Raw genomic sequence first — 23156 nt, forward strand, 5'->3', positions numbered from 1 at the left:
GCTGCGCCCCTCAGTCAGCTCAAGGAGTCGATCAAGACTCGTCTCGATCAATCCTCGTCTCGATCAAGCCTTCTGGAACAGTTCAATCTGGTCGAACTTGTCGCCCAGAACCTGTTTGCTGTCCGCCCCCAGCCAGCGATCAAGCACTGTAGCGTAGACGTTCCGGAAATCCATTTTGTACTTCAAATCACCGTCTTCCAGGCTGGTTAAACTTGGGGCATCGCCGATGATACCACCTTTGATGCTGCTGCCCAGCACCAGCATTGGTGCGGCAGTGCCATGGTCAGTACCACGACCGCCATTTTCAGCGACACGCCTGCCAAATTCAGAAAAGGTCATTACGACCACCTCTTTATCTTTGTTGTGAGCCTCGAGATCTTGCTGGAATGCATTCAACCCGCTGGACAGTTTTCGCAGCAGTTGATCGTGGTTCCGTCCCTCATTCGTATGAGTATCAAAGCCACTCAATGTGATGTTATAAATTCTGCAATTCACACCACCAGTAATCATCTGAGCGATAAACTTCAGGCCCTTACCGAAATTGTCATTGGGGTATTGCGAACTTGTCTTGTAATTCTGCACAACCTTATTCAAGTAGTCTGATGCAGCCGTAGTATCCATTCCAACCGCGCGCAGCTGGTCGACATAGTGACGGTCCAGTTTGAAGTCTTTATAGATGCTATTGAAAGCTTCTATCTGAGCCAATCGATCTGCTTCGTTCTTAGGGTCGGCTTTGAATTGAAAATCCGCGACATTATTTACTGAAGGAACAATGACTTTCTGTGCCGACAATGTCTTCGGCAAAATAGGATCGACATTTATAGCTGGGAAAAAAGTGTCAGAAGCGTTCGCCTTAGCTGGTGAGCTCAAGTCAAGATAGCGCCCAAGCCAGCCTGTATCTTTAACCTTGCGCGGTTCAGCAGTCTGCCATATCTCGATAGAACGAAAGTGAGAACGACTTGGCTCCGGATAGCCGACGGCCTGAATAACTGCCAGTTTGCCTCTTTTAAATTGATCTGCAAGCTCCGGCATGCCCGTGTGCAAGCCAACACTTTGATCCAGCTGCAATACGTCTTTCTGTTTGATACCAATCGTTGGTCGTGCCTTGTAGTACGCATCATCAGCGTACGGAACGACCATGTTCAAACCATCATTACCGCCTGCCAACTGAACGACGACCAGGATTTTGGACGCAGCAGGACGAGTACCTGCCTGTGCGCCGAGGGTCAACAATTCACCCATCGTAAGCGACGCACACAGCCCGATGCTTCCTTTCAAAAAGCTACGTCTTGAAATTCCCATAGATTCTCCTATGCCAGTTGGTAAGACGGAAGTGTCATAATCAGATGAATCAATCCTCGCATTTTAACATCTAGAGCCTTGCCTGTCGGAGGTCCATCGCCAACCTTTCCGCTAGCATCGCCGGCAACATAGGCAAGCAGCTTTTTGCGGGTGTTGTGCGGAACATCACCGTCGACCAGTGCCACCAACAAGTTATCAACCATGTCAGATGCGGAACTGACATTGTAGTTTTTGGCCAGCTTGACTGGATTTATATAACCATCTGTAGTATCAAACTTTTGCGTGCTGATGCGCGCGGCATAGTTGAAGCGCTCCATCATTGTGTCAGTGGCAATCCATGCCATGCCGCCATCCCAGCCCTTGACGTTCGGAGGCTCTAACAGATTCTGCCCCATGCGTGCCATCAATGCCGACAGGTCACCATCGAGTTTCTGAACTTGCAACGCCTTAACCGTGCCGACAACCAATTCCACGGGACTTTTAATTTTGCAGTGATAGGACTTGTTTGTGCGGAATGACTTATCGAGCAAAATTGCTTTCACTACGGCACGAATATTGCGACTACTGCTCAAATAGACCTCAGAAATTCGCTCGACAATATCATCGTCAGGATCGTCGTAGGCGAGAAAGGAAATCAGTTTCTTCGAAATATATCTGGCCGTGGCATCTTTGTTGGCTAGAATCGTGCAGATGTCATCTCCATTGAAAGTGCCCTTCTGCCCGAGAAACGTTTTCTCCCCGGCGTCATGCTGTTTCTTATTGAAATAGAAACCCGACGGAGCAGCCCAGCCCGTGAAAGCACGCGCCGCTTCTTTGATATCCATCTCTGTGTAGTTGCCGATACCCATGGTAAACAATTCCATGATTTCGCGTGCGTAATTTTCGTTTGGTTTCCCCTTACGATTCTGCTGATTATCGAGCCAGACGATCATGGCCGGATCTCTGGATACATCAAGCAGCATTTGTTGATAATCGCCGAGTGCATTACGTCGAAACAGCTCGTTTTGCTGGTACATCAGGTACGGATTTGCGACCTTGGCGTTTGAAGTAGCGAAATGACCGTGCCAGAAAAGAGTCATCTTCTCTTCAAGCGGACGTTTTGTGTACGCCATTCGATAAATCCACCAGCGCTTAACGTCTCCCAGATCCGTAAAGTCGAAATCTTGCTTGCTCAAGATATCGGCGAGTTTGTCGTCTTTGACTTTATCCGGACTGGTCAGAGCTTCGACGGAGGCTTCGAAACCCAACCCTTTATAGTAGGCAAGCTCTTCTGATGTAGAGCCGAAACCGGCGCGCCTGAGCAAATGCTCTACCCAATAGCCATCGGCAGTTTTTGAGTGCATCGATTCCTCCAGCAAACAACCTTTTCAAGCCTAGCAACGATCCGTGGATCTTTGATGAAGCTGCAGATTAATGCCTCCGGATAGTACAATTCCGGAAATCAAATTCAGAGGAAGCCATGTTCATCGACTGCAAAGAAAAGTCTACTCAAGAGATTTACAAGATTCTGATAGGTTCAGTGATTCCCAGACCAATTGCCTGGGTTTCGACTGTTGGTCTGAACAACGTTAATAACCTGGCGCCATTTTCATTCTTCAATTGCCTGGGCGTCGACCCGCCAATGATCGGCTTCTCGCCAGCATACAAGTCAATCATCAAGCAAGCCGACCAGGTTATTCGTGAGCCCAAAGACACACTGCGAAACATACTTGAGACGAAAGAATTCGTGGTCAACATCGTCAGCAAAGATTTAAGCGTGCAGATGAATCAAAGCAGCGCAGAATACCCGCCGGAAATTAGCGAGTTCGAAAAAGTGGGTGTTACGCCTGCCCCGGCAAAAATGATCAAAGCGCCTCTCGTGGCAGAAGCACCGATTAATTTTGAATGCAAACTGATTGAGCACATCCAGTACGGCAACAATAATCTGGTCCTTGGCGAAATTGTCTGCATGCATCTTGACGATAAAGTTATAGACGCTCGCGGACATATCCGAAGCGAAGTCTTGCAGGCAGTTGGTCGCATGGCGGGTAGTTCGTATACGACTACAACAGATGGCAACTTTGAACTAAAACGCCCTTTCTAGATGAGAGTTGCTTGTTGCAAGGCTCGAACTGTCGAAATAAATTCTTGCAACAACGCTGATAGATTTTGTATTGAAATGGGGCAAATCTAGAAGACGACATTTAGTTGGTTGAACAAAATGAAATGCAACAACAAATTCTCGACTTTTGGTTTGGCATGCGGACTTCTATTGTCATTGTCGGTAGTGGCGGCTCCTTTGTCTGATGCGCAATCATCAGCAGCCAGAGGTCGAACATTTAATGTCCAGTCTTACGGAGCGAAGGGTGACGGTACAACCGATGACACAGAGTCCATCCAGAATGCACTCAAGGACGCAAACCGACAATCTGATAGTACTGTCTATTTTCCGCCCGGGAAATACTTATTTACCGGTGAGTTTGTAGCCAGCGGAGCTGGTATAACCATGCGCGGGCAAAACGCGACTTTGCTGCCGGACGATCCTGACGCATACATACTTCTTTCAGGCGACAGAAGTTCTATTTTGGACCTCGCTTTTGCTAAGGTAGACAGGAACTTCCCGCCGCCTATAACTCCCATCAATCAGATCGTTGTAGATGGCGCAAGAAACTACAGGATTTCTGGCAATAAGTTTGACGTACTTCCTGACGAAGCAGCGTCTGCGTTGGTTTTTCATTGGTGTGTCTGGGTCAAAAACAATGCTTCCGCCGGCTTAATCACGAACAATCAGATGCTCGCGCCGGGCGGCATTAGACTGACCAACGCGATTTCGACTAACGTTAGACAGAACAGAATTTCGGGAAATCTTCGCCCCTCATTAATTCCATTTGAGCTCCAAAGTATAGGAGTGCTGAATGAAAGCGGGCAAAGTAATTCAATCACCGATAACAATCTGACTGGTATTTCCAGCCAAAATGTTTTCAGAAGTGATGGCATACGAGCAGAGCGAGGCTCTGGAAGCATAGTGCAGCGCAACACAATCAATGGTTTCACGAGCGGAATTGTTGAAAATGCATCGATCAACCCGCAGATTAACAATAACGTGATGACTTGTGCTGTAATCCCACTCGGAATTAACTTTACGAAGGGCGCAATCGATCTAGACAACGTAAGAGCAGCGAGCGTCATCAACAACAGGGTCAATCGAAGCGCCAGAGACTCAATACGTTGCGCGTCCTGTCTCGATTCGCTCATTATCTCGCAAAACGTTCTTGCCGACGCAGGGCTCGAAAACGAACGGGAGATTGGACTTGAGTCATCGGTTATATTCGTGGATTCTCCGGATATCAAAGTAATAAGAATCCAGAGCAATCGGTATTCTGGTAACACCAGAAAAGTGAAGTATTTTATCGAGTGTAAGCAGCCGTCGCCACCAGCTGTGGTGTCCGGCAATTTCACGAATACCATGCTGCCTAACAGGATTGGTCCGTGACTCTGAACTCAACACAGATTTGATCAACGATTTTGAGACAAGTTCTCTGAATGACACAGTTTTGAAAAGATTGTCACGCAGTATAGCCGTATAGATGACTATGCGAGGATCTGCCATGACGCTCGAACTGCTCCGCAACGGTGACTTGCCTGGAGAAAGGCTCTTCAACAAGCCAGGCAACGATGAATCGTCTGCCCTGGTCAATAACTTGGAATTCGCAAAGGTTGTCGAAGGACTCTCCTTGCAGCAGACTGCACGACTTATGTGCGGCGTCCAGAATCTTTCCGACTCTGAGCGTTCAACTAAGAGCATGACTGCGTCAGACCATCTGAACTTTTCGCAGAGCGGAATTTATCTCTGTGCGGAGCAGAAGGGCGAGAAACCCAAAGATCCAAATGAAGAAAAACTTTCCAAGTCTGGCTACAAGGCATTTCTTGAAGGCAAGTACGATGACGCCGAACGAGACTACAAATCGCTTTTAGAACTGAATCAGAAGAACTATGGCAAAGACAGTAAGGAGGTCGCTTTTGCCTACGAACTACTGGGAAACACATGCGAAAAAGCCAGGCGCTACGCTGATGCAAAAGATTATTACAAGCAGGGTGCTGATGTTAGCAGCAAAGCTTCGGGAAAAGATCACTATGATACCGGTCTGTTCTTGCACAGCGTTGCCCAAATGGACCAGCAGCTCAAGAATTGGAAAGATGCGGCAGCGTCATATAAAAGCGCAGTCGACATATTGGCTGCAGAGAAAAATTCGCCTTCTTCAGATAACGGCAGAATGAACGAAGCCACGAGAGCACTAAAAGGCTATGCGGAGGTTCTGAACAAATTAGGCGACAAGAAGGGCGCAGACGAACAATTGAAACGCGCGGCAGAAATCGAGAAAAATTATCTGACACAGCCAAACAAAGGAGTAATCTACTACTAATTCTGCAACCCGGCTACAGGTAAGCTTTCTGAGCCAGTCTGCCGAACATCTTAACTTTTCCCCGTCTAGTTGAGACGACAACTGCTCCTCCAGTGGTTCGTCAATCTTAACGGGTTCAATCGTGCTCCAATCTGGGCATAACGAACGGTAGGAAGAGTATGGAATGGCAGACGAGCGGGCACTCGATGATAACGAAAAAGAGCCGGGCACCAATGATGGTGCTTCGAGTAAGCACAGCCATCACGATGATATGCTCGGACACATCCTGGAAGACATCAGCCTTGATGAGTGGGATGTCGTCGATGAAGCGGAAGACTTAACCACCGGTTCGTCGGAAAATCATCTGCAGCCACAGCCAGCAAACACAGCTCAGACCACAGCACAGCCGATTGCAGAACCAATTCCTAAACCAGAAGCGGAGGCTACTTCGCTCTTTTCGTTTGCAATGATGCAACAGTTTGAAGACGATTCTGAGGAACCGACTGCTGCAATTTTTAAGAAGGCAGAGATTGCTCTCCCTGAACCGACAACAGAATTAAATCTCCCCGAATCAAAAACAGAACAGGCTTTCTCTGATTCAAAAACAGAACTCGCCCTCCCCGAATCAAAAACGGAACAGGCACTTCCCGAACCAAAGACGGATCTGGCTCTCCCCGAACCAAAAGCTGTCCTACCAGAACCGCCTAAGGCTGTTGGACCAAACCCATTTCAATTTCCACCTGTTAACCAAGCTCCGGGCACGAATTCAGACACGAATCCAGTCACTAATGCGCCGACGACTCCAAATCCATTCACCAATCTAGCTGCAAGTCCAATTACCGAACCAGCAATAAATCCCAATCCAGTCGCCGCTCCGAATCCAGTCGGCGCTCCGAATCCAGTTGGCATTTCGCCTACCAGTCCCAATGCAGGTACCAGCCCAGAAGCTACTCCGGTCGCCAGCCCAGGTGAAAGTACAATTCCAGTTGCCAGTCCCGCCCCAACTGCGACTCCAATTGCCAGTCCCGTCACAAGTCCAGCCCCAACTGCGACTCCAATTGCCAGTCCCGTCCCCAGTCCAACCCCAACTGCCGCTCCAACCAGTGCCAATCCAGTCACCAGCCAAACTGCTAACCCCTCAACCATCCCTGCGAAAGCGGCGCCGATTAATGCCGGAACCGGCGAGAAAGGAAAGCGCCGTCCAGCCGCAACACTCATATTCGATTCCTTCACTAAAAGCCAAGTCGGTCTCGACCTGCTAGATCTGTCAAGGTTACCTAAACCTCAAACCACAACAGAAGTTGCGCATACCAATAGTAACGTTGCATCGAATGCAACACCTCCTTCGCCGCAAAATGGCGCAAGCACGCAAAATGCACAACCATCAAAACCGAGACCAACCGCAAGAACCCTTATCTTTAGAAGGGGTGATTCGATTGATGGAATGGACCCAACATTCGAACAACTGATGCCGGCTGCCCCACAACGTGCCACCACAAGCGGTGACCAACCCGGCATTGGGCAAAATCTGACCACTGCAACTGGTTCCAACCCAGCCATGGGCCAAAACCCGACCACTGCAACTGGTTCCAACCCAGCCATGGGCCAAAACCCGACCACCGCGACCGGTTCAAACCCAACCATTGGACCGAATCAAACTGTTGCGAGTGGCACCAATCCAACCTTCACATCGAATACTTCCGTTGGTCCGAACCTTGCTGCAGCTATTGCCGCCGCCAATCCCCCAGGCATCCAACAGTCAGACGATAGTGCAGTAGCTCGCCACAATTCAAATGTAATTCCAGCTCATCAACCTAACAACCCTGGCGGTCGGCAAATTGCCCGCACAATGATTCTTAAAAGTTTGGCACCGCCAGCGCAACATGATTACGTCGAACCAGTAGACGAGCCGTTACTGGAAGAACCTCTAACGAGCACCAGTCAGTCTCCGATCAATCTCGCAACAGGACAAGACGGCGAAGCGAGTGCTGTCGAAGTCAGACCGAAAATCGCAAAACGGTCCACTTCTCCAACGCTTGTATTCAAGGCATTTACGATGCCCAGCGTGGAACACGATGCCAAGCCAAAGCCACTGAAAATTATCAGGTACGATTCATCCAAGCTAAGAAATATGGAAAGCAATGCCAAACCGCTTTCCATAGCCGAAAGCATCGCAGCCGCAAAACAAGCAAGTATTGTCGCCAAGGAAAACAAAGACGACCGACGCCCACTCTGGCTAAAGACTATAGCTGCACATCCTCTGGCGAAATCCCCGATGGTTCGGTCAGGTCTGTTGCTCGCGGTTCTTTCAATAGCTCTGTTGGTCTGTTCAAGCACTCTGATTAAGTCTCTGTACACAGACAGCAATAATCTTCATACCTCAACTGTTTCAGCGGTAGGAGATCAGCATCACTACAAATCAGTTGACGGGGCCAAAAGTCTTACTATCTCGGACAAAGATACAGTTCTCAGCATCAATGGAAAAGCAATTCACGGAAAAATGAAAGGAGTCAGTGACGCAGATCTGCTTTCTCTGTGCATGACACCGCCGGCGAAGCGCGAGATATGGCTGCAACGAACGGACTCAGGATATGTAGACCAGGACGGCACAATACTCTATGGTGCCAGTGCACCTGAACTGCAAATCGCCAGGAAGCTCGACACCTATGCAGCACTCCTGACAGCAAAGTTTAAGGAATCGAAGATATATCCCAGTGATGCTGAAAGAATGGAACACATTTCGCCAAAGGATTTCCGCTATACGAATCCGTTCACAGGCAAAGCAGATCAGCCGGTAGTACAATATAAACGTTTCGCTGCGGCTGACGCCACTTGGACAGATCACACCAGACAAGCGCATGCCTGGGCAGATGAACCCCCGTGGAAGCCCGGCGCGATTCATTGCGTTTGCCTTGATTACTGTCGATTCTTTATCCGTGGCTTCGACCGCAATGGTCAGCCGCTACTCAGCGCACCGGGTGTCGCCGACTACGTCGAACTCAAAGACGGAAAGGATATGAATCCTCGTCGCAACGACAAAATCGTCGACGACAAAGATCGAACACCGGCCACTTTCCTGGTTTCACGAAGCAGTGGTCTGCCACTGACAGTAGGTGTGATGCGGCAGACAGCACCACTGCTCCCCATAGTGCTAGTCGTAATCGTCTTAGCATGTATAGGGGTGATTCTCTTCTTGCGCCGAATGAAACATAGCAGTGCAGACACAGTGACGAACTCCACAAAATTCGAAATGAAAGAATAGAGCATCGGTAAACGAGAAAGGGAAGAGCTTCGACGCAGCACCACGACACGACCACGACACGGTCAGAACCTGGTCTGAGTTCAGCGGCTAACCTCGGTTCAACACAACCAGCTGCCTGACAATGTTGTTGAACTTTCCGTTCAGCGCAGCCTGGCTGGTTGCAGCATCAGTCCATTGAGTCGTATGCAATACGCCACCATGACCAGCAGCACCGACGATACCATTGGTGCTGACATCGCTGAACTGATTTTGCATATAAGGAGTCATTGCACCGCCGGTATGGTCGAAACCAACCATAAAAATCGGAATGCCTTTCTTTCCAAGATTCTGCGCTACTACAAGCGCATCACCAATAGCCGGACCATTTGCAGCGGGATCTGTATATGGAGTTCCAGCCAGATCTCTTGTTGGCACCTTGTCTGTTACAACGACAACGGCTTTCATTGCTCCGGTTCGCGCTCCTGGACCGGTCAACATGTCATAAGCCTTTTGCAGACCATCAGCAAGATTCGAACCGCCATTCGGTACAAACATGGGATTGCTGTCATCTTGAGGAGGAGACAACAATGCCGAAACCGCAGCTATGTTATCTCCACCTTGATCCAGCGGTATGGCTGGTATCAGGTATCTTCCAGTACCCGCGACCGTGTAGGCCCAGGAAACTCGCTGAGCAGCGTTTGTATCGGTAGGCGAAGTACCGGCACGATCGTTATATCCAACAAATCCGAAGTGACAATCAGAAGCTTCAGCTACTTTGGTGACAAATCCAAGCAAAGATCTATCAATCGTCCCTTTTGGCTCGAGCTTAGAATAAGCAGCGACTCGATAAGCACTTCTGTAGCCGGGGTTAGCAGCATCACCCATTTGAGTGGCCTGGACAGGAGCAATTGCATCTGGTGCAACTGCACCATTCTCTAAATTGCCTCGCGAAGCTTCGACCAGCCAACGATAATCGGGGAAGGAGAATGCGCCGATAGTCGTACCATTGAATGTGTTATTGCCATCAATGTTAACAACGACATCGGTAAACATCGAAGCGTCTGCGCCCCACGGGTTGTACGCAGGAGGAGTTTGAGCTTCGGCTGGCGCACCAGCGATGTTGTTAAAGAAATAAGTGAGGAGGTCGGCGGAACGCTTGTCTTGCTGATGACGCATCATAGCGATCTTGTCAACTTTCGCTCCAGGCAAAGACGCCACTGGGGCACCGGCAGTGCCACCACCCGCGTTTCCTTTACCAAATGTAGCACTAGTATTTCCCGGACCCACGGACATCCCCGCTAATCCTACTCCGCCATAGGCTACCGGTGCATCACCCGGCATTGCACCAGTGTTTGTGACCCCCCTGAGAGGTACGGTGGTGCCTACATTTCCTACTTCCGAAAATTCCTTGAGACACAAAGAATTTCTGGGATCACCTGCAGCGTCGAGATTTTGTGGCTCCAAACCATTCAACGGAGTTCCAATCAAAACAGGACAGAACACCCCAGAAATTGGTCCCTGTTCAGGCGCACCTCCAGGCGTTGGAATCGTGTATGACGGCTGCGGCGGGTAAACGTTGGGGTCGTAGTAACGACGCACAACCGTAACTGGTGTCAGATCGTCCATCGAACTGGAATTATCATGAACCAGTATCAAATCGAGCGCAGGGAGCGCCGACAATGCCTGTTCCGTCAAGTTGTAGCTGAGCACACCAATGGAACCAAAACCACCTGAGAAGAGAACATACTTGTAGGCGCCGTACAAGCGCATCACATTAGAAGGATTGGCGGTAGGCTGTTTGCTGATTGGATCATCAAATTCGACGAACATATCTACGCTCGCTGTCGTCGGATTCATTTGCGAGAGACTGGGCACTTCTCGCACGTTAGAAGCAAGGGGCTGCCCCAGGATCGAATTCATTTTAAACATGTTCAAAGCAACCGCTTTCGCTTCTGCAGTTGCTGGTGCCCCACTGGCACTGGAAGAGGCGAGAGAGGCGGTACCTGCAAGGGCTGCGAATTCGAGACAGTTTTTCAACTGCTCGCGAGCCAGCAAAATACGCGTCATTTCATAAGCCGCGATGCCGAGTGAACCGACCACAAAGAGGGCGATTACTAAGTTTAGCGCTATCGCAACTTGTCCTGATGGCTTGCGCATTATGCTCACCCCCAGCGCCCGAAAGGCGCCCCCCAGATTAACATCGTATCATCCATCCGGCCAGGCAGGAAGTCCCCTGCTGTGGACTGTAAGCCACAAGACATTACGCACGGACATTAAGTCGCCCTGAACCCCAAGCCCCCTTCCACAAGAGCTAAAACTTCATCAAGAGATCGGCAGTCCTCCGGCACATTTGCTATACCACCGCGAAACTCGATTCTGGATGGATCATAATCTTCCGAAACCCTGATAGTTGAGCAAATTTCGGCGATTGTCTCAGCCTGTCGATCAGCAGATTTTCTGTTGCTCATCGGCAATAGCATGGCGTATGAAAATGCGCCGAAGTGACAGAGCAGATCATATTTGTGCTTAGCGCGAAACACCTTTTCGCGCAATTCTTCTATAGCCTTGCTTCTGAAAGGAACCTGCAATTGCGGAGTGTCGAATTTCGTAGCAAAACCGAATGCCAAAAGCGAAAAAGGAACTTGCAGAGATTCATACTTGAACCATTCCTGCGCAAGAAAGTACAAGAGGGCAGGATGTGTGTACAATCCGCTATCAGCTCGACACAGACTTTGTTCGAAAGACTGAACAGTTCTCCAATCCATTCTATTTTCAACAATATTCTGCCGCATCTTTCCTGGCGCAGTGCTGATGCGCACCAATCCACAACTGAGTAGATTGAACATGACCGGCACCCACTCGCTTTTAGCAAGTTCGATGTCGCGCAGAATCTCGCCCCAGGTTTTTGCACCATCAATAAGCTTATAAATCGCGATCACATCAGACAATTTGCATTCGACACCATTCGCTAAAAGTGCCTGCTCGATGTCCGTATCGTTAACAGGAATCAAAAAGGACTCATGCGACAACTTGCTTTGAGTCAAATACTTGGAGTGATCTATATATTTCGCTCCTTCCATGAGAAGCCCGATCAAACCACGGTCGATAGTCTTATTTACATTGACGCGCTCATCGAAGAATGTGAACTCACCTTCTTCCCAGGCTTGCAATTGAATCATCGCTTCAGTGCCTTCTGCACCACGAAGAGCAGCATGAACAGGATTGCCTTCAACAAAATAGACCTGCGCCTTGTTTGACGGTGCGACAATTTCGAGAATGCCATTCATCTGGTTCATGTTAATAGATTGAAAGAGGTTGCCAATTTGAATGTTCTTCAGATTGCCCTGCAACGAACCCTGACGAGCCTTGAACACGCTGCCGGTGTCGGCAGGCGCGGCAGCATTTTGTTGCTGAGTGGAGGTCGGCAGCGCCTTTTGAGCCGGTTTACTCATCATGAAACCGAGATTTGAGTTACTGATGAGTGTGTAAATCTGATCTGCACTATGCGTGACGTGACTCCATTCCAGACCGGAATTAAAACCGTCATCGTGGTAGAGCATCCACAGCCAGCTGCCCTGCTCACGCTTAACAGTGAGATTAAAAGCCTGGGCATCATCGCCAAAGGGCAATTCCACCAACGCTCCAGCTGTCATCATCGACTTCTTCATCATCTCCTCGAGCAATTTGACGGAAGGAAGCCCGGATTGCTTTTCCAGCTTTATGTTGCGTGGTTGCGATGAATGATGGAAGTTCTGCAGCATGACGACTCTTCTTAAACCCGTAAAACCTTTATTCTCTTTCTGTTATTCCCTGCAAAACCTGTCTAGCTCTCGAATCACGTTTCCAAACGGCGCCGTCAAGAACATAGTGATGTGTACTGATCAAAATAAATGCAGAAAGAAAGAAGAAATTCGGCAAAAGACCAGGAATGAGGCGCGCCCGGTCAAGCATTACTGGAATAGTATGAAAGCTCATATATCCAATCGCCATCGCCAATAACGACAGCACAATCAGCAGGCCGAACGGCTGAAGCTTTCTTTTGATTGATGCTAAGGAAGAATCAAAATTATTGATCTCGACTTGATAGGCATAAAAAAGATTTTGTGCACCATGCGCGACAGGCACCACCAGAAACTGAAAACCATAGGGTTGCACAAACGGTTGCAGCCAGAACCATATAGAAAGAATTGGAATCGCAAATTGAAACGGTGGAACCTTTCGATTTACCAGCAAAATCTTCCATAGAACCAGCACGGTGGTCAGCGCGAAAAACGCATAAGATGTAAGGTTTATAGCCGCAGGCAACTGGAGGGCATGAAAAGCAAAAGTTCGACTGTTCAACACAGAAAGGAATGCGAAGCCAGAAAGTAGATTCATAGCCCAGAGGGAATACAAATTGATTCGCAGCAGCTTCCTCTGTCCCGTAGTTAACGCATAGCCGTGCTTTTCGCCTTCCGACAGGGCAACGCCGTAAGCCTGCAGGCAATAATGATGGCCGGACATGACGATCTGTAGAACCAGAAGACACGAGAACAGCAGCTGCCCAACGCCATTGTAGAGTGACCAATTCAAATTAATGCCAATACTTCGGCAACTATTTTCAAAGGCCACCAGAACGGGCAAATTCGAAATCGGATAACCCCAACTGATTGCGCAGAGAAACAAAAGCCCTGACAGAACCAGCGGATAGGTAATCAGGCGCGCACTATGCCGTTTGATGAAATCAAAACCCTGCTGGTAAGCGAATCGGTAGGACCAGACAAAATGTGGATAACTCAGCAGTACGACAAAAAACAAAGTACTGCCGCTCAGTTCTTGCAGCATAGAACGAACATCGTCGCGCATCAGAACCTGGGGTTGGCGCACAAGAAAAAACAGAGCCATAACTACTAAACTGCCACCACCCAGCATCAAAAATGCAAAAGCGTTACGCAACGGACCTGCTACTCGAGTGAACTCGAGAGAAAGAGGTGCATTGTGTATGGAGCTTGTCATTTCACTTGTTGGTTTCCATAGCCTGCTGCAGCTGCGATGCGTGTTCTCGCTTGTGCCGCGCAATATTTTCCGCACCTTTGGCAAGATTCTGCTTCATCTTCTCGATGTCTTTGATTTTGCTTTCGTAACGCTGGCGCTGGTATGCGTCACTGGCTAATTTGCTGCCGTCGCTGCATAATTGAATTGCTTCATCGCATTTGCAAATTGCCAGCAAGGCATCGACTGCCTTGGTGCGGTAGAGATTATTTTGCGCATCTTGCAAAACAGCAGTCTTATACCACTCAGCAGCTTTGACCGGCTCACCGACCATCTGGCAAGCTTGTCCACGCATATAGAATTCCCAGGGACCCGGTGTGGCAACAGTGTTCAGTTGAGAGAGCGCTTCGCGCCCCTTGCCGGCTTGAAGCAAACTATAAATTGCACTGTGTCGCGGGTCGGCATCCGCTGGCGGGCTTTGAGCGCACACGTTCTGCATCGACGCCGTACAGGCGATTGTGAATGACATTAGGGCTGGAGCGATATGTTCGTATCTCAAGAGAATCACCTTAGTTAAATTGCGGCTCCGCTGCCCTCTCAACGCCCGACACGTTATGGCATAACGACCTTCGTCTTGATAATGGGGCTTGTATAAATCTGCGAAAACTTCATTTTGTTCGTCAAACTCGTACCAAAGAAAATCAAGGGAGCCGGTAGAGTCACATCAACACTCGTCGTCACTTGAACGAGAGGGCACTGCCCCGGAGGCGGTGCGCCGTTAAAATCGTTGTAGTTAAAATTTGTCAGTTGTATCTGGCTGATGAAGAATCCGTCCGTTTTGTGATTCTTGATAGATGCGAGAGCAAAATTTTGCGCCTTGGCGGCGTTTGGTTGCTGAGCGGCAGCACGAACTGCGTCACGACAAGCCTTATCATTTACAGCACAGGCAAACACCAGAATGCTGATGTTGATAGCGATTACCGCCAGAATCATGACCAGAAAAGAGCTGATTGCTACTTCTATGAAACTGAAGCCGGATGAATTCCTGTATTTGGATAGATGTAATTTTTTCACTGATCTAATCCTTGAGGTACTTCGCACGAATATTGAGCCCTGACAGTGACAGGGAACGGACTCGTCAAACCCGGAATGTTTCCAAACGAACTGACCGGCACAAGCGGTGCAATCAGACCGTTTAGCGCCACCTGAATTTCATAGATATTTTTGTCTGTGTCCGCAGCCGCAGCCAGTTTCTGCCTGTCCGGGTTGGTGATGCTTGTACCTGCGCTCACATCTGTCTGAAGTATGTACACATGCACAGGGTTGACTATGGAGATTCCGTTGAACGAACTTGCAGCCATCCCTGCCACCTGATCAGCGGTGTTGACTGCAGAAGGTCCCTGCGAAGAGTTGTTCTCGAATGTCGGACACTTAGACGCCTGTTGTGCCGCTTGCCTGCAAGCATTCCAGAAAAATCCATATCGAACTGTGATTATGGCAAGCATCAAGAGGGGAAAACAGATGCCGACGACGATGATCCATAACGCCAACGGCATCTCGGCCAGCGTCGTGCCGCGACGACGGCGCGACAGGGAACATGGAGAGCTGAAGTGAAGGTGTGTGTGCACGGGGACTCCAAGCGCCGGAACGGTTTGGTCTACTCGCCATGATCTCGGGAGCAGCCACAGGGACGTATGGCTGGTAATGTACTATGTGCCACCGGGCGGCACTACCTAACCGTGGCGGGGGCAAATTAACGAACCTGAAGCGGTCCGAATTAACGAACCTCACGCGAACCGATTTGACGAAACATCAAACAGTCCAAATCAACGAAACATCAGGCGGTCTAACCCACGAATCAGACCCCTGACCTTCGAAATTTCCCGGAGCGCAAGCATCGTGCCGTCAACATAAGGCGCGGCGCTCGTGCCCGCGTCATGACGAACAGTGAGGCGTTCATCGGGCAATCCAAAAACAGTTTCGAAAGCCAACGTGTAGCCGGGCAAACGCAAACTGTGGACCGGAGTACCTTTAATCTGCGCACCGCGTGCGGTACTATCGCCGACTATATCTTTTATCTCACGACCAAGTTTATTCTTCCGCACTTGTTCCATAGTTTCGGCCAGTTCGCGCGTGGTGCCACTGGGCGCGTCCATCTTCGAAGCGCCTGCGTAATCGATGATTTCCCAACTGGGCAAATACTGAGCAGCAATCAATGAAAAATGTTTTGCCAGCGCGGCCGTGATACTGAAATTGCCGCAAGCGATTACACCAACGCTCTGTTCTCTGGCGAGTTTCTCCAGCTCTTTGAAATCATCTGCACTGAGACCGGAGCTGCCGACAACAGCAGCGACGCCCTTGCCGACGGCGTAGAATGTATGGTCCTTAACTGACGCCGCACTGGTGTAATCTACAAACACATCTACTTGAACACGCAGAGCATCTTCGACAGTCTGAGAAATTTCGACATCGCTATCTATCTGAAATTCCCTGACACTCTTGCCGGCGGCGCTGCGACTTACTGCAGAAACCAGCTCCATGTCATCGGCTGCTGCCACCGCTTGTGCAACCGCTCTGCCAGTCCAACCGGTCACTCCTGCAATACATACCTTCAGCGTCATGATTACTCCACTTGTAATTGAACCGGCCCGAGAATATCAAAGTATTATAAGAGTTCACTGAAAACATGCCGAGAAAGCTCTGCTTTGTTAAGCTGTGAGCACACCTTTTAAACAGCCAAATTGACAACGTGCATCACAAAATAAAGACGTCACTTTTGATTCTATTCTGCCTCGCTCCGCTTGCCACTGGGGTGCAAGCAACAGACCGTTTGCAGGCGGGCGTACAGAAGTTTGAATCGAGCATCGAGAATATGCCTCTGGCGGAAATTCAATCTTCCAGGTCGGTCAAACCACTTGACCCAAGTCTTCGCAGCGGCAAAACGTTCGACAAAGAAAGTGCGGAACGACTGCTGAAAGATGCGCACAACAGCTCGACATTCTGGTACCGCGTGCCGGCCTGGTGCGCAGGTCGCTGGGAATCGACGCAGGCAAAAACTAAATACATGAAAGACCATCGCTCAGGACAAACAGAAGAAACACCGGCTGTCTATCAATGTCTCGGACGTGAAACTATCGGTCACCAGTACGATCGACAGAAGAGCATTTGGAATTTTTGTCGTGAAAATGTCTGGACACATGGCAGGATGAAAGACTACGACACCAATAGTTTCCTGTTTTATTCGCATCCACTGCGAGTCACTCAAAACGAAGTAGTCGTAATGGGAAGAATGGCAGTCTTCGAAGTCAATGCCAGAGGACGAATTATCAATTCCTACAAAACGGAAGTCATCGACACGATGACACCTGTAGATTTCGACGATCTCCTTGACGAGCAAACAAAACTTGTTTTCAACGAAGAGGGCAAACCGGTTACTACCATCAAATCAGAAGTAATATGGAAGCGCACTCAAGACTTCAAGCCGATCTTCGAGTCTAAGGGTCTGGCTCTTAAACCGCTGTTCAACCAGTTTCTTCGCGAAAAGGGATTGAAAGATTTAACGGTTCTGGACGATCAAGAGTAAAGCCTGACTGCATTTGCTGAATTTATTCAGCGGTGTTTGACGCGCGGCATTATTACAGCGAGAATCGCTCCACACAGCAACGAACCAGCCATAAACAAGAGCGACCCGGCAAATCCAGACGAATGTTCCTTGACGGCGCCAACTATGTACGGACCGACGAAACCGCCAAGGTTACCAACTGAATTAATCAATCCTATGGCAGCGGGTGCTGCCGAACCGGCAAAAACTGCAGTCGGCAAAGCCCAGAATGGACCAACTGTACCCCAGATTCCAAAAGCAGTCAGGCACAGACCGGCCATGGCGACGAAAGAATTTTGCACCACCGATGCCACCACCAGTCCGACCACAGCTATCAGGGCAGCACCTGCTAAATGAAAGCGTCGTTCACCTGTTCGATCAGAATTTCCAGCAATAAAAATCATTCCAAGAGCCTGGAACGCAGCCGGAATAGCCGAGATAAGCGCTGTCTGAGCAGCATCTCCATGTGAAATAGATCCTACGATCTGAGGCAACCAGAGCTGAAAACCATACATACCGAGCGTCAGTGAAAAATAGAGCAGGGCGAAAATCCAGGCTCTTAAATTGAGCAATGTCGCAATCAAACCAGCCCCCTGTGTAGAAGCAGAGCTGGACTCATTTTTTGAACCGTCTGGACCATCTGAATCACCCTTCGTTTGATGATTTCCGTTATCTGCCTGGAGATTGCTCGCTAACAACTTTCTCTCATCGTCAGAGAGCCACCTTGCGTCTTCCGGTCCGTCGGGCAAGTAAAACAAGACAATAAGCCCGAGAAGAACCGCCGGGCTACCGGTGATTATGAAAAGCCATTTCCATGGTGGCAACTGCAACAATGGTGGCATGGCCAAAATTTTGGCTGAGATCAATCCGCCAAGAATGCCGGCCGCAGGAATGGCGCTCATGAACTTGGCTACAGCCATTCCGTGTTCACGCTTGCGATACCATTTTGTCAAATAGAAAATCATGCCGGGGAAAAAACCAGCTTCGGCAGCTCCCAGGAGCACGCGCATGGCAAAAAACACGGGAGCATTGGGCACGAATGCCATAAACACAGAAATCAATCCCCAGACAACCATGATCGAAGAGATCCATTTGCGCGCCCCGATCTTCTGCATGGCTATATTGCTTGGCACGCCAAAAAGACAGTAGCCAAAGAAGAAGATTCCTGCTCCGTAGCCGAATGTTTCCGCATCGAAGTGCAAATCTGCGCACATCGGCGCACCGGCAAAACTGAGATTGATTCTGTCCAGATAAGAGATGATATAGAGCACGAACATGAACGGCAGCAAACGCAAAGTTACTTTGCGCAGCAACTTCTTGTAAGCGTCTTCAGCTTGCTCCATTTTTTACTAGTTCGAGCTCTTGCTCTTCACCAGCGCATCAAGGTCGCTCGTAATGCGCCTTTCCATATCAGTGCTGTAGCCAACGTCGAGCACTTGAACGACGCCATTCTTATCGATAATCACCGTTTGTGGAATGCCGTTTACACCGTAAAGCTGTGAGATCTTCTTATCAGAATCCAGCCCGGCAACCATGTCTAAATTAGCCTTGGTCAAATACTGCTTGACCGTCTCCAGGCTCTCTCCGACATTGATCGGGTAGAAGACTACATGCTCATTTTTAAAACTCTTTGTCACCTTCAGCAACACCGGCAGGCTCTCCCGACATGGAGGGCACCACGACGCCCAGAAATCGATCACAACAACGTCTTTGTTCTTGTGTTTGCTCAAATCGAATTCTTTGCCATCGGTCAACGGCACTTTAAAAGTCGGTGCGTCTTTTCCAACCATCGGCGACTTTTCAGGTTTTTCCGGCTTCTCCTCAGCGGTGTCTGGGGCGAACGACCTGGTCTCTGTCGATTCCGGCGGTGGCTCAAAATCGAAAGCTGTCTTCTTCAAGCTGGGGTTGGAAACCCAGTTTTTGTATCTGAAGGTGAGCGACATTTTCGTATTTTTCGGTATGACCCGTCCTAAACTTTTTGGTGTGGCACTGGCAAGGTCAGCGAAAAGATCGGGTGAAACCTTTACTATCCAGGGGTTCTTCCCGGCATCCACCCACAAGTCCCAGTTGAAATTAGCCTGTGTGAACCGCAGATGATGGCATGGGGTGCCATCAACATCTTCAGTACCTGCATACTCGACTTTTTTGACTCCAGCCATGATTGACTCATATGGGTCTTTGCCGACAACGGAGGGCAGCAATGAATACATTGCGTATGGTCCGTTCACATATCGGCTACTGGCGTCACCGAAAAGCTTTTCGAGATCGGATGGCGCAGGTTTGACATTGTATTTATTGAGAATTTGCGAGTAGAAATAGGCATCTTTGCCATCCGAATACATGCTGCCACCGGGCATGCCGGCGCGTAAGTTAATGGCAATCAAGTTAGGTTGCTTGACGCTGACATCAACCACTGACAGCAGCTCAACTGATTTTTGATCTGAGGATGCGACCAACTTCTGGATCAAGCGAGTTTTCCATGATTTCAAGCCAGAATACAAGTCAGAAAGATTGTGCAGAACCTCATCACTCTTCTGGTCAGCGATACCGGCAGTGGTGCTGGACGTCGACGAAGAAGTGCTCGATTCCTCCGATGTCGTCTTCTTAGAATGCTTGGACTTAGAAGACTTTTCCTGGCTCGATTTCTTCTGTGACCCATCTTTAGACGACTTTTTCTTTGTCGACTTGGCTTTGGTTGTAGATCCGGTCGAGTCACTAGTTGTCGAGTCATTAGTCGTCGCCTCAGTCGTCGCTGACGAATCTGCGCTGTTCTTCTTTGCACAGACGTTAAGCGGCAGCAAAGCCGATACAAGGACGAAGGACAAACCAACAAACGTGCTGCGCGCAAAGAGCGTGTGTTTTTTCATTAATAACTCTCTTATATTCGACGGATTTCGATCTGAATCTGCAGACGATGCCTTTTCGATATCGATAAATGCTCGCGCCACAGCAAAATGCGAGTACCAGCAAAACTGGCACTCGCACATTATACGCGAATGTGGCGGCGGCATTTCACGGCGTCGCCCGGACACGTCCGGGGCTTGTCATGATTACGGATTGCTAACCGAAACCGGACCGAGAAAATTGTAATCAGCCTTTACCTAAGCTTATGAGCCAAGCGAGATGCCCGAAATATCGGTAAAATGATGAGCTGCAGTCTTTTCGCCAGGAATCAACAGGAAACTCCATGCTCCGCTTAGAACGAATTTGCAAAATCTTCCCTCACGGCGAAGTATTGAGAGACGTCACATGGGAACTAAAACCCGGTGACAGAGCCGGACTCGTTGGTCCAAACGGCGGTGGGAAATCGACCCAGCTGAAAATCATCATGGGTGAAATGGAACCGACCTCCGGTCGAGTCATTAAATCGGATAAGCTTCGAATCGGTTACCTGACGCAAGAATTCGAGATTCCGCAAACCTCGCTCGTACGTGATGCATTTGCCAGCGCATTCGTGGAGTTGAACGACATTCTCGCCAAACTAGCCGTTGTTCACAAGAAAATGGAAACAGCGCAAGGCGATGAACTAGACCAGCTGCTCAAGCGTATGGATGATCTGCAACGCAGCTTTGAAGCGAAGAATGGATACGCGATGGATTCTCAGGTCGAGAAGATGATCGCCGACATGGGATTCACCCCTGGAGACGGCGACCGGCTGGTAGGCGAGTTCAGCGGCGGCTGGCAGATGCGTATGAACCTCGGTCGAGTTCTACTGACAAAACCCGACATTCTGCTGCTCGACGAACCAACAAACCACATCGATCTTGAAACAATCGAATGGTTGGAAAAGTATCTGCGCGAACAAACAACGCCGATGGTAATTGTTTCGCATGACCGCTATTTCCTCGACCGGCTTTGCACGAGCATCATCGAGATGGAACGGGGAGAGGCCACTCACTACCTGGGCAACTACACTTCCTACCTGGAGCAGCGCGAGTTCAATAGAGAGGCGCAACTGGCCACATTTGAACGCCAGCAAAAAGAGTTGGAGCGCCAGCAGCAATTCGTAGACCGTTTTCGCGCTAGCGCCACACGAAGCACACAGGCCAAAAGCCGAGAAAAACAGCTGGAGAAGGTGGAACTGGTCGATGAACCAGACAGCGAAGAACGAACTTTGCACTTCCGCTTTCCAGCAGGCACTCGCAGTGGAAGAAATGTCGTCAGCGTGAAAAATCTCATGCACGTTTACGACGACAATATAATTTTCATGGACGCAAACCTGCACGTCGAGCGGGGCGACAAAATCGCTATCCTCGGTCCGAACGGTTGCGGCAAGTCGACTTTCCTGAGATTAGTTGCACAACGAGAAAAACCAATCGACGGTTTCGTCACGCTTGGCGATCACAACATCAATATGGCCTATTTCGAGCAGAATCAGGCTGAGGCTCTGGACTTGAGCAAAACCGTTCTGGAGACAATCGCGCAGCAAGTGCCGGACTGGAAAACTACCGAGATTCGTGGCTTGCTTGGTCGATTCTTGTTCTCTGGAGACTCTGTTTACAAAAGAGTTGAGTCACTCAGCGGTGGAGAAAAGGCACGTCTGGCCATGGCTCAAATGCTTCTTGGAGCAAACAACTTTCTTTTGCTCGATGAACCAACAAACCATCTGGACATTCCGGCTAAAGAAACGCTGGAACAAGCCTTACGCGATTTCGACGGCACCGCTATAATCGTATCTCACGACCGTTATTTCATCTCGCAAGTAGCAACCAAAATCGTAGAGGTAAGAGATAACCACTTCGTCGTTTATCACGGCAACTACGAATACTATCTGGATCGGATAGCGGCAGAAAAAGAGAAGGCGGATGCAGCCAGGGCAGCTGCAGAGAAGGCAGCGAAAGACGCTGCTAAGCGAGCTAAACAAGCCGAGAAGAACGCTAAAAAAGGTAAAAAATGAGATCCCACAATCAGAGAATCACCACCTGGCTTGCAATAGTCGGTTTTGCATTTTGCAATAGCAGCAGTGGTGCATTTGCTGCCACCCTATTTGGTGGCGTCAGTCACTCTGATGTCTTACCGGCCGTTGACCCAGTGGCATCAGCACCGCCACAACAAGCACAGCCTCAACCACAGCAAAGCCAGCCCGAAGCCATTTCGCCGACAATTGGCGGGTCGGCTCGTGCGACCGTGCAAAATCCCGCCATCGAATGGTTCCCGATTCCGCGCTGGATGGCCGGTCAATGGACAAAAAACGGTGATCTGACGAAAACGGTTACAGACCTAAGAACAGGCATAACCTCACCGGTGAACGAATTTATCGAAGATCGCATGACTGTCACCTGGGGGTTCCAAACTGACAGTCAGGGTAACATCTGGCACGCTCATTTCATTCCATCGGAAAGAGATGGAGAGTCGCAGGGAAAAAATGTTTCCTTCCTGATATACAACCTGAAAGTGATTGAAGCGACACCAGAAAATCTCGCCACTCGCACCCACTATATTGTTAAAGAGTCCCTGGGAAGGCAGGTTACTGATGTTTTTCAGCAAGAATCACTAACTCACTATGCACTGGCTGGTGGACCCAACCGCATGGATGCGCTCAGCTCAAATCGAGTATTTTCATATCAGGGACAGCCCAAGCGTGATGGCGCCATGATCAGTCACTATGAGCGCATCGCGAACTTTCGACCAGTGGCCTTTAAGCAGGGCGTGGATTTAG

At 49.4% G+C, this 23156-nt stretch carries 17 protein-coding genes; 6 read left to right on the plus strand and 11 right to left on the minus strand.

All coding sequences use genetic code 11. The features are described 5' to 3' along the window. Window positions 1-63: 63 nt before the first annotated feature. On the minus strand, window positions 64-1302 hold the full coding sequence (locus EKK48_04795; protein ID RTL44571.1) for a DUF1501 domain-containing protein: 1239 nt from the start codon (window positions 1300-1302) through the stop codon (window positions 64-66). An 8-nt stretch (window positions 1303-1310) separates the two neighbouring features. Beyond that, entirely contained in the window at window positions 1311-2645 is a 1335-nt protein-coding gene (locus EKK48_04800; GenBank protein RTL44572.1) for a DUF1800 domain-containing protein, read from the minus strand. Window positions 2646-2761: 116 nt separating this feature from the next. Between EKK48_04800 and EKK48_04805 the strand changes: the two genes are divergently transcribed. The 4 genes from EKK48_04805 to EKK48_04820 all read left to right on the plus strand — a co-directional run bounded on the left by EKK48_04805 (window position 2762) and on the right by EKK48_04820 (window position 8946). Beyond that, a complete protein-coding gene (locus tag EKK48_04805; protein RTL44573.1) occupies window positions 2762-3385 on the plus strand; it encodes a flavin reductase family protein in 624 nt (207 codons plus the stop codon). 117 nt (window positions 3386-3502) lie between these two features. After that, window positions 3503-4774, plus strand: coding sequence for a hypothetical protein (locus tag EKK48_04810; protein ID RTL44574.1), 1272 nt, complete (start codon window positions 3503-3505; stop codon window positions 4772-4774). A 94-nt stretch (window positions 4775-4868) separates the two neighbouring features. Beyond that, complete coding sequence (locus tag EKK48_04815) at window positions 4869-5705, plus strand: tetratricopeptide repeat protein (protein ID RTL44575.1); 837 nt, start codon at window positions 4869-4871, stop codon at window positions 5703-5705. A gap of 163 nt (window positions 5706-5868) precedes the next feature. Beyond that, window positions 5869-8946, plus strand: coding sequence for a hypothetical protein (locus EKK48_04820; GenBank protein ID RTL44576.1), 3078 nt, complete (start codon window positions 5869-5871; stop codon window positions 8944-8946). An 87-nt stretch (window positions 8947-9033) separates the two neighbouring features. On the opposite strand, the gene EKK48_04825 is transcribed toward EKK48_04820, so the two are convergent. The 7 genes from EKK48_04825 to dapB all read right to left on the minus strand — a co-directional run bounded on the left by EKK48_04825 (window position 9034) and on the right by dapB (window position 16517). Beyond that, a complete protein-coding gene (locus EKK48_04825) occupies window positions 9034-11082 on the minus strand; it encodes a VWA domain-containing protein (protein RTL44577.1) in 2049 nt (682 codons plus the stop codon). A 116-nt stretch (window positions 11083-11198) separates the two neighbouring features. Then, window positions 11199-12686, minus strand: a complete 1488-nt coding sequence (locus EKK48_04830; protein RTL44578.1) for a DUF4388 domain-containing protein — start codon at window positions 12684-12686, stop codon at window positions 11199-11201. Window positions 12687-12714: 28 nt separating this feature from the next. After that, window positions 12715-13749: a hypothetical protein gene (locus EKK48_04835; GenBank protein RTL44579.1), complete on the minus strand. Its 1035-nt coding sequence runs from the start codon at window positions 13747-13749 to the stop codon at window positions 12715-12717. Between the two features lie 172 nt (window positions 13750-13921). Beyond that, window positions 13922-14455 (minus strand): hypothetical protein, encoded by a 534-nt coding sequence (locus tag EKK48_04840; protein ID RTL44580.1) that lies wholly within the window; start codon window positions 14453-14455, stop codon window positions 13922-13924. 53 nt (window positions 14456-14508) lie between these two features. After that, window positions 14509-14970: a hypothetical protein gene (locus EKK48_04845; protein ID RTL44581.1), complete on the minus strand. Its 462-nt coding sequence runs from the start codon at window positions 14968-14970 to the stop codon at window positions 14509-14511. After that, a complete protein-coding gene (locus EKK48_04850; protein ID RTL44582.1) occupies window positions 14967-15524 on the minus strand; it encodes a hypothetical protein in 558 nt (185 codons plus the stop codon). The genes EKK48_04845 and EKK48_04850 overlap by 4 nt, the downstream gene beginning before the upstream one ends. A gap of 198 nt (window positions 15525-15722) precedes the next feature. Beyond that, the gene (gene dapB / locus EKK48_04855) at window positions 15723-16517 is read right to left on the minus strand and encodes a 4-hydroxy-tetrahydrodipicolinate reductase (GenBank protein ID RTL44583.1); all 795 of its coding nucleotides are present in this window, start codon (window positions 16515-16517) and stop codon (window positions 15723-15725) included. Window positions 16518-16672: 155 nt separating this feature from the next. On the opposite strand from dapB, the gene EKK48_04860 reads away from it, so the two are divergent. Next, window positions 16673-17479, plus strand: a complete 807-nt coding sequence (locus EKK48_04860) for a hypothetical protein (protein RTL44584.1) — start codon at window positions 16673-16675, stop codon at window positions 17477-17479. A gap of 26 nt (window positions 17480-17505) precedes the next feature. Here EKK48_04860 and EKK48_04865 read toward each other — a convergent pair whose 3' ends face one another. Both EKK48_04865 and EKK48_04870 read right to left on the minus strand, forming a co-directional pair. Then, entirely contained in the window at window positions 17506-18840 is a 1335-nt protein-coding gene (locus tag EKK48_04865; protein RTL44585.1) for an MFS transporter, read from the minus strand. Between the two features lie 6 nt (window positions 18841-18846). Beyond that, window positions 18847-20508 (minus strand): DUF2092 domain-containing protein, encoded by a 1662-nt coding sequence (locus EKK48_04870; GenBank protein RTL44586.1) that lies wholly within the window; start codon window positions 20506-20508, stop codon window positions 18847-18849. Window positions 20509-20684: 176 nt separating this feature from the next. Between EKK48_04870 and EKK48_04875 the strand changes: the two genes are divergently transcribed. Then, window positions 20685-22394: an ABC-F family ATP-binding cassette domain-containing protein gene (locus EKK48_04875; protein RTL44587.1), complete on the plus strand. Its 1710-nt coding sequence runs from the start codon at window positions 20685-20687 to the stop codon at window positions 22392-22394. Window positions 22395-23156 lie beyond the last annotated feature (762 nt).

The sequence above is a fragment of the Candidatus Melainabacteria bacterium genome, assembly GCA_003963305.1.
Classification (GTDB): domain Bacteria; phylum Cyanobacteriota; class Vampirovibrionia; order Obscuribacterales; family Obscuribacteraceae; genus PALSA-1081.

Bases quoted from the DNA above. Each gene is read 5' to 3' on its own strand.
- EKK48_04835 (RTL44579.1), bottom strand. From the start codon at position 13,749: ATGCTGCAAGAACTGAGCGGCAGTACTTTGTTTTTTGTCGTACTGCTG.
- EKK48_04830 (RTL44578.1), bottom strand. From the start codon at position 12,686: ATGCTGCAGAACTTCCATCATTCATCGCAACCACGCAACATAAAGCTG.
- EKK48_04800 (RTL44572.1), bottom strand. From the start codon at position 2,645: ATGCACTCAAAAACTGCCGATGGCTATTGGGTAGAGCATTTGCTCAGG.
- EKK48_04820 (RTL44576.1), top strand. From the start codon at position 5,869: ATGGCAGACGAGCGGGCACTCGATGATAACGAAAAAGAGCCGGGCACC.
- EKK48_04795 (RTL44571.1), bottom strand. From the start codon at position 1,302: ATGGGAATTTCAAGACGTAGCTTTTTGAAAGGAAGCATCGGGCTGTGT.
- EKK48_04870 (RTL44586.1), bottom strand. From the start codon at position 20,508: ATGCCGCCGCCACATTCGCGTATAATGTGCGAGTGCCAGTTTTGCTGG.
- EKK48_04805 (RTL44573.1), top strand. From the start codon at position 2,762: ATGTTCATCGACTGCAAAGAAAAGTCTACTCAAGAGATTTACAAGATT.
- dapB (RTL44583.1), bottom strand. From the start codon at position 16,517: ATGACGCTGAAGGTATGTATTGCAGGAGTGACCGGTTGGACTGGCAGA.
- EKK48_04875 (RTL44587.1), top strand. From the start codon at position 20,685: ATGCTCCGCTTAGAACGAATTTGCAAAATCTTCCCTCACGGCGAAGTA.
- EKK48_04815 (RTL44575.1), top strand. From the start codon at position 4,869: ATGACTATGCGAGGATCTGCCATGACGCTCGAACTGCTCCGCAACGGT.
- EKK48_04825 (RTL44577.1), bottom strand. From the start codon at position 11,082: ATGCGCAAGCCATCAGGACAAGTTGCGATAGCGCTAAACTTAGTAATC.
- EKK48_04810 (RTL44574.1), top strand. From the start codon at position 3,503: ATGAAATGCAACAACAAATTCTCGACTTTTGGTTTGGCATGCGGACTT.
- EKK48_04865 (RTL44585.1), bottom strand. From the start codon at position 18,840: ATGGAGCAAGCTGAAGACGCTTACAAGAAGTTGCTGCGCAAAGTAACT.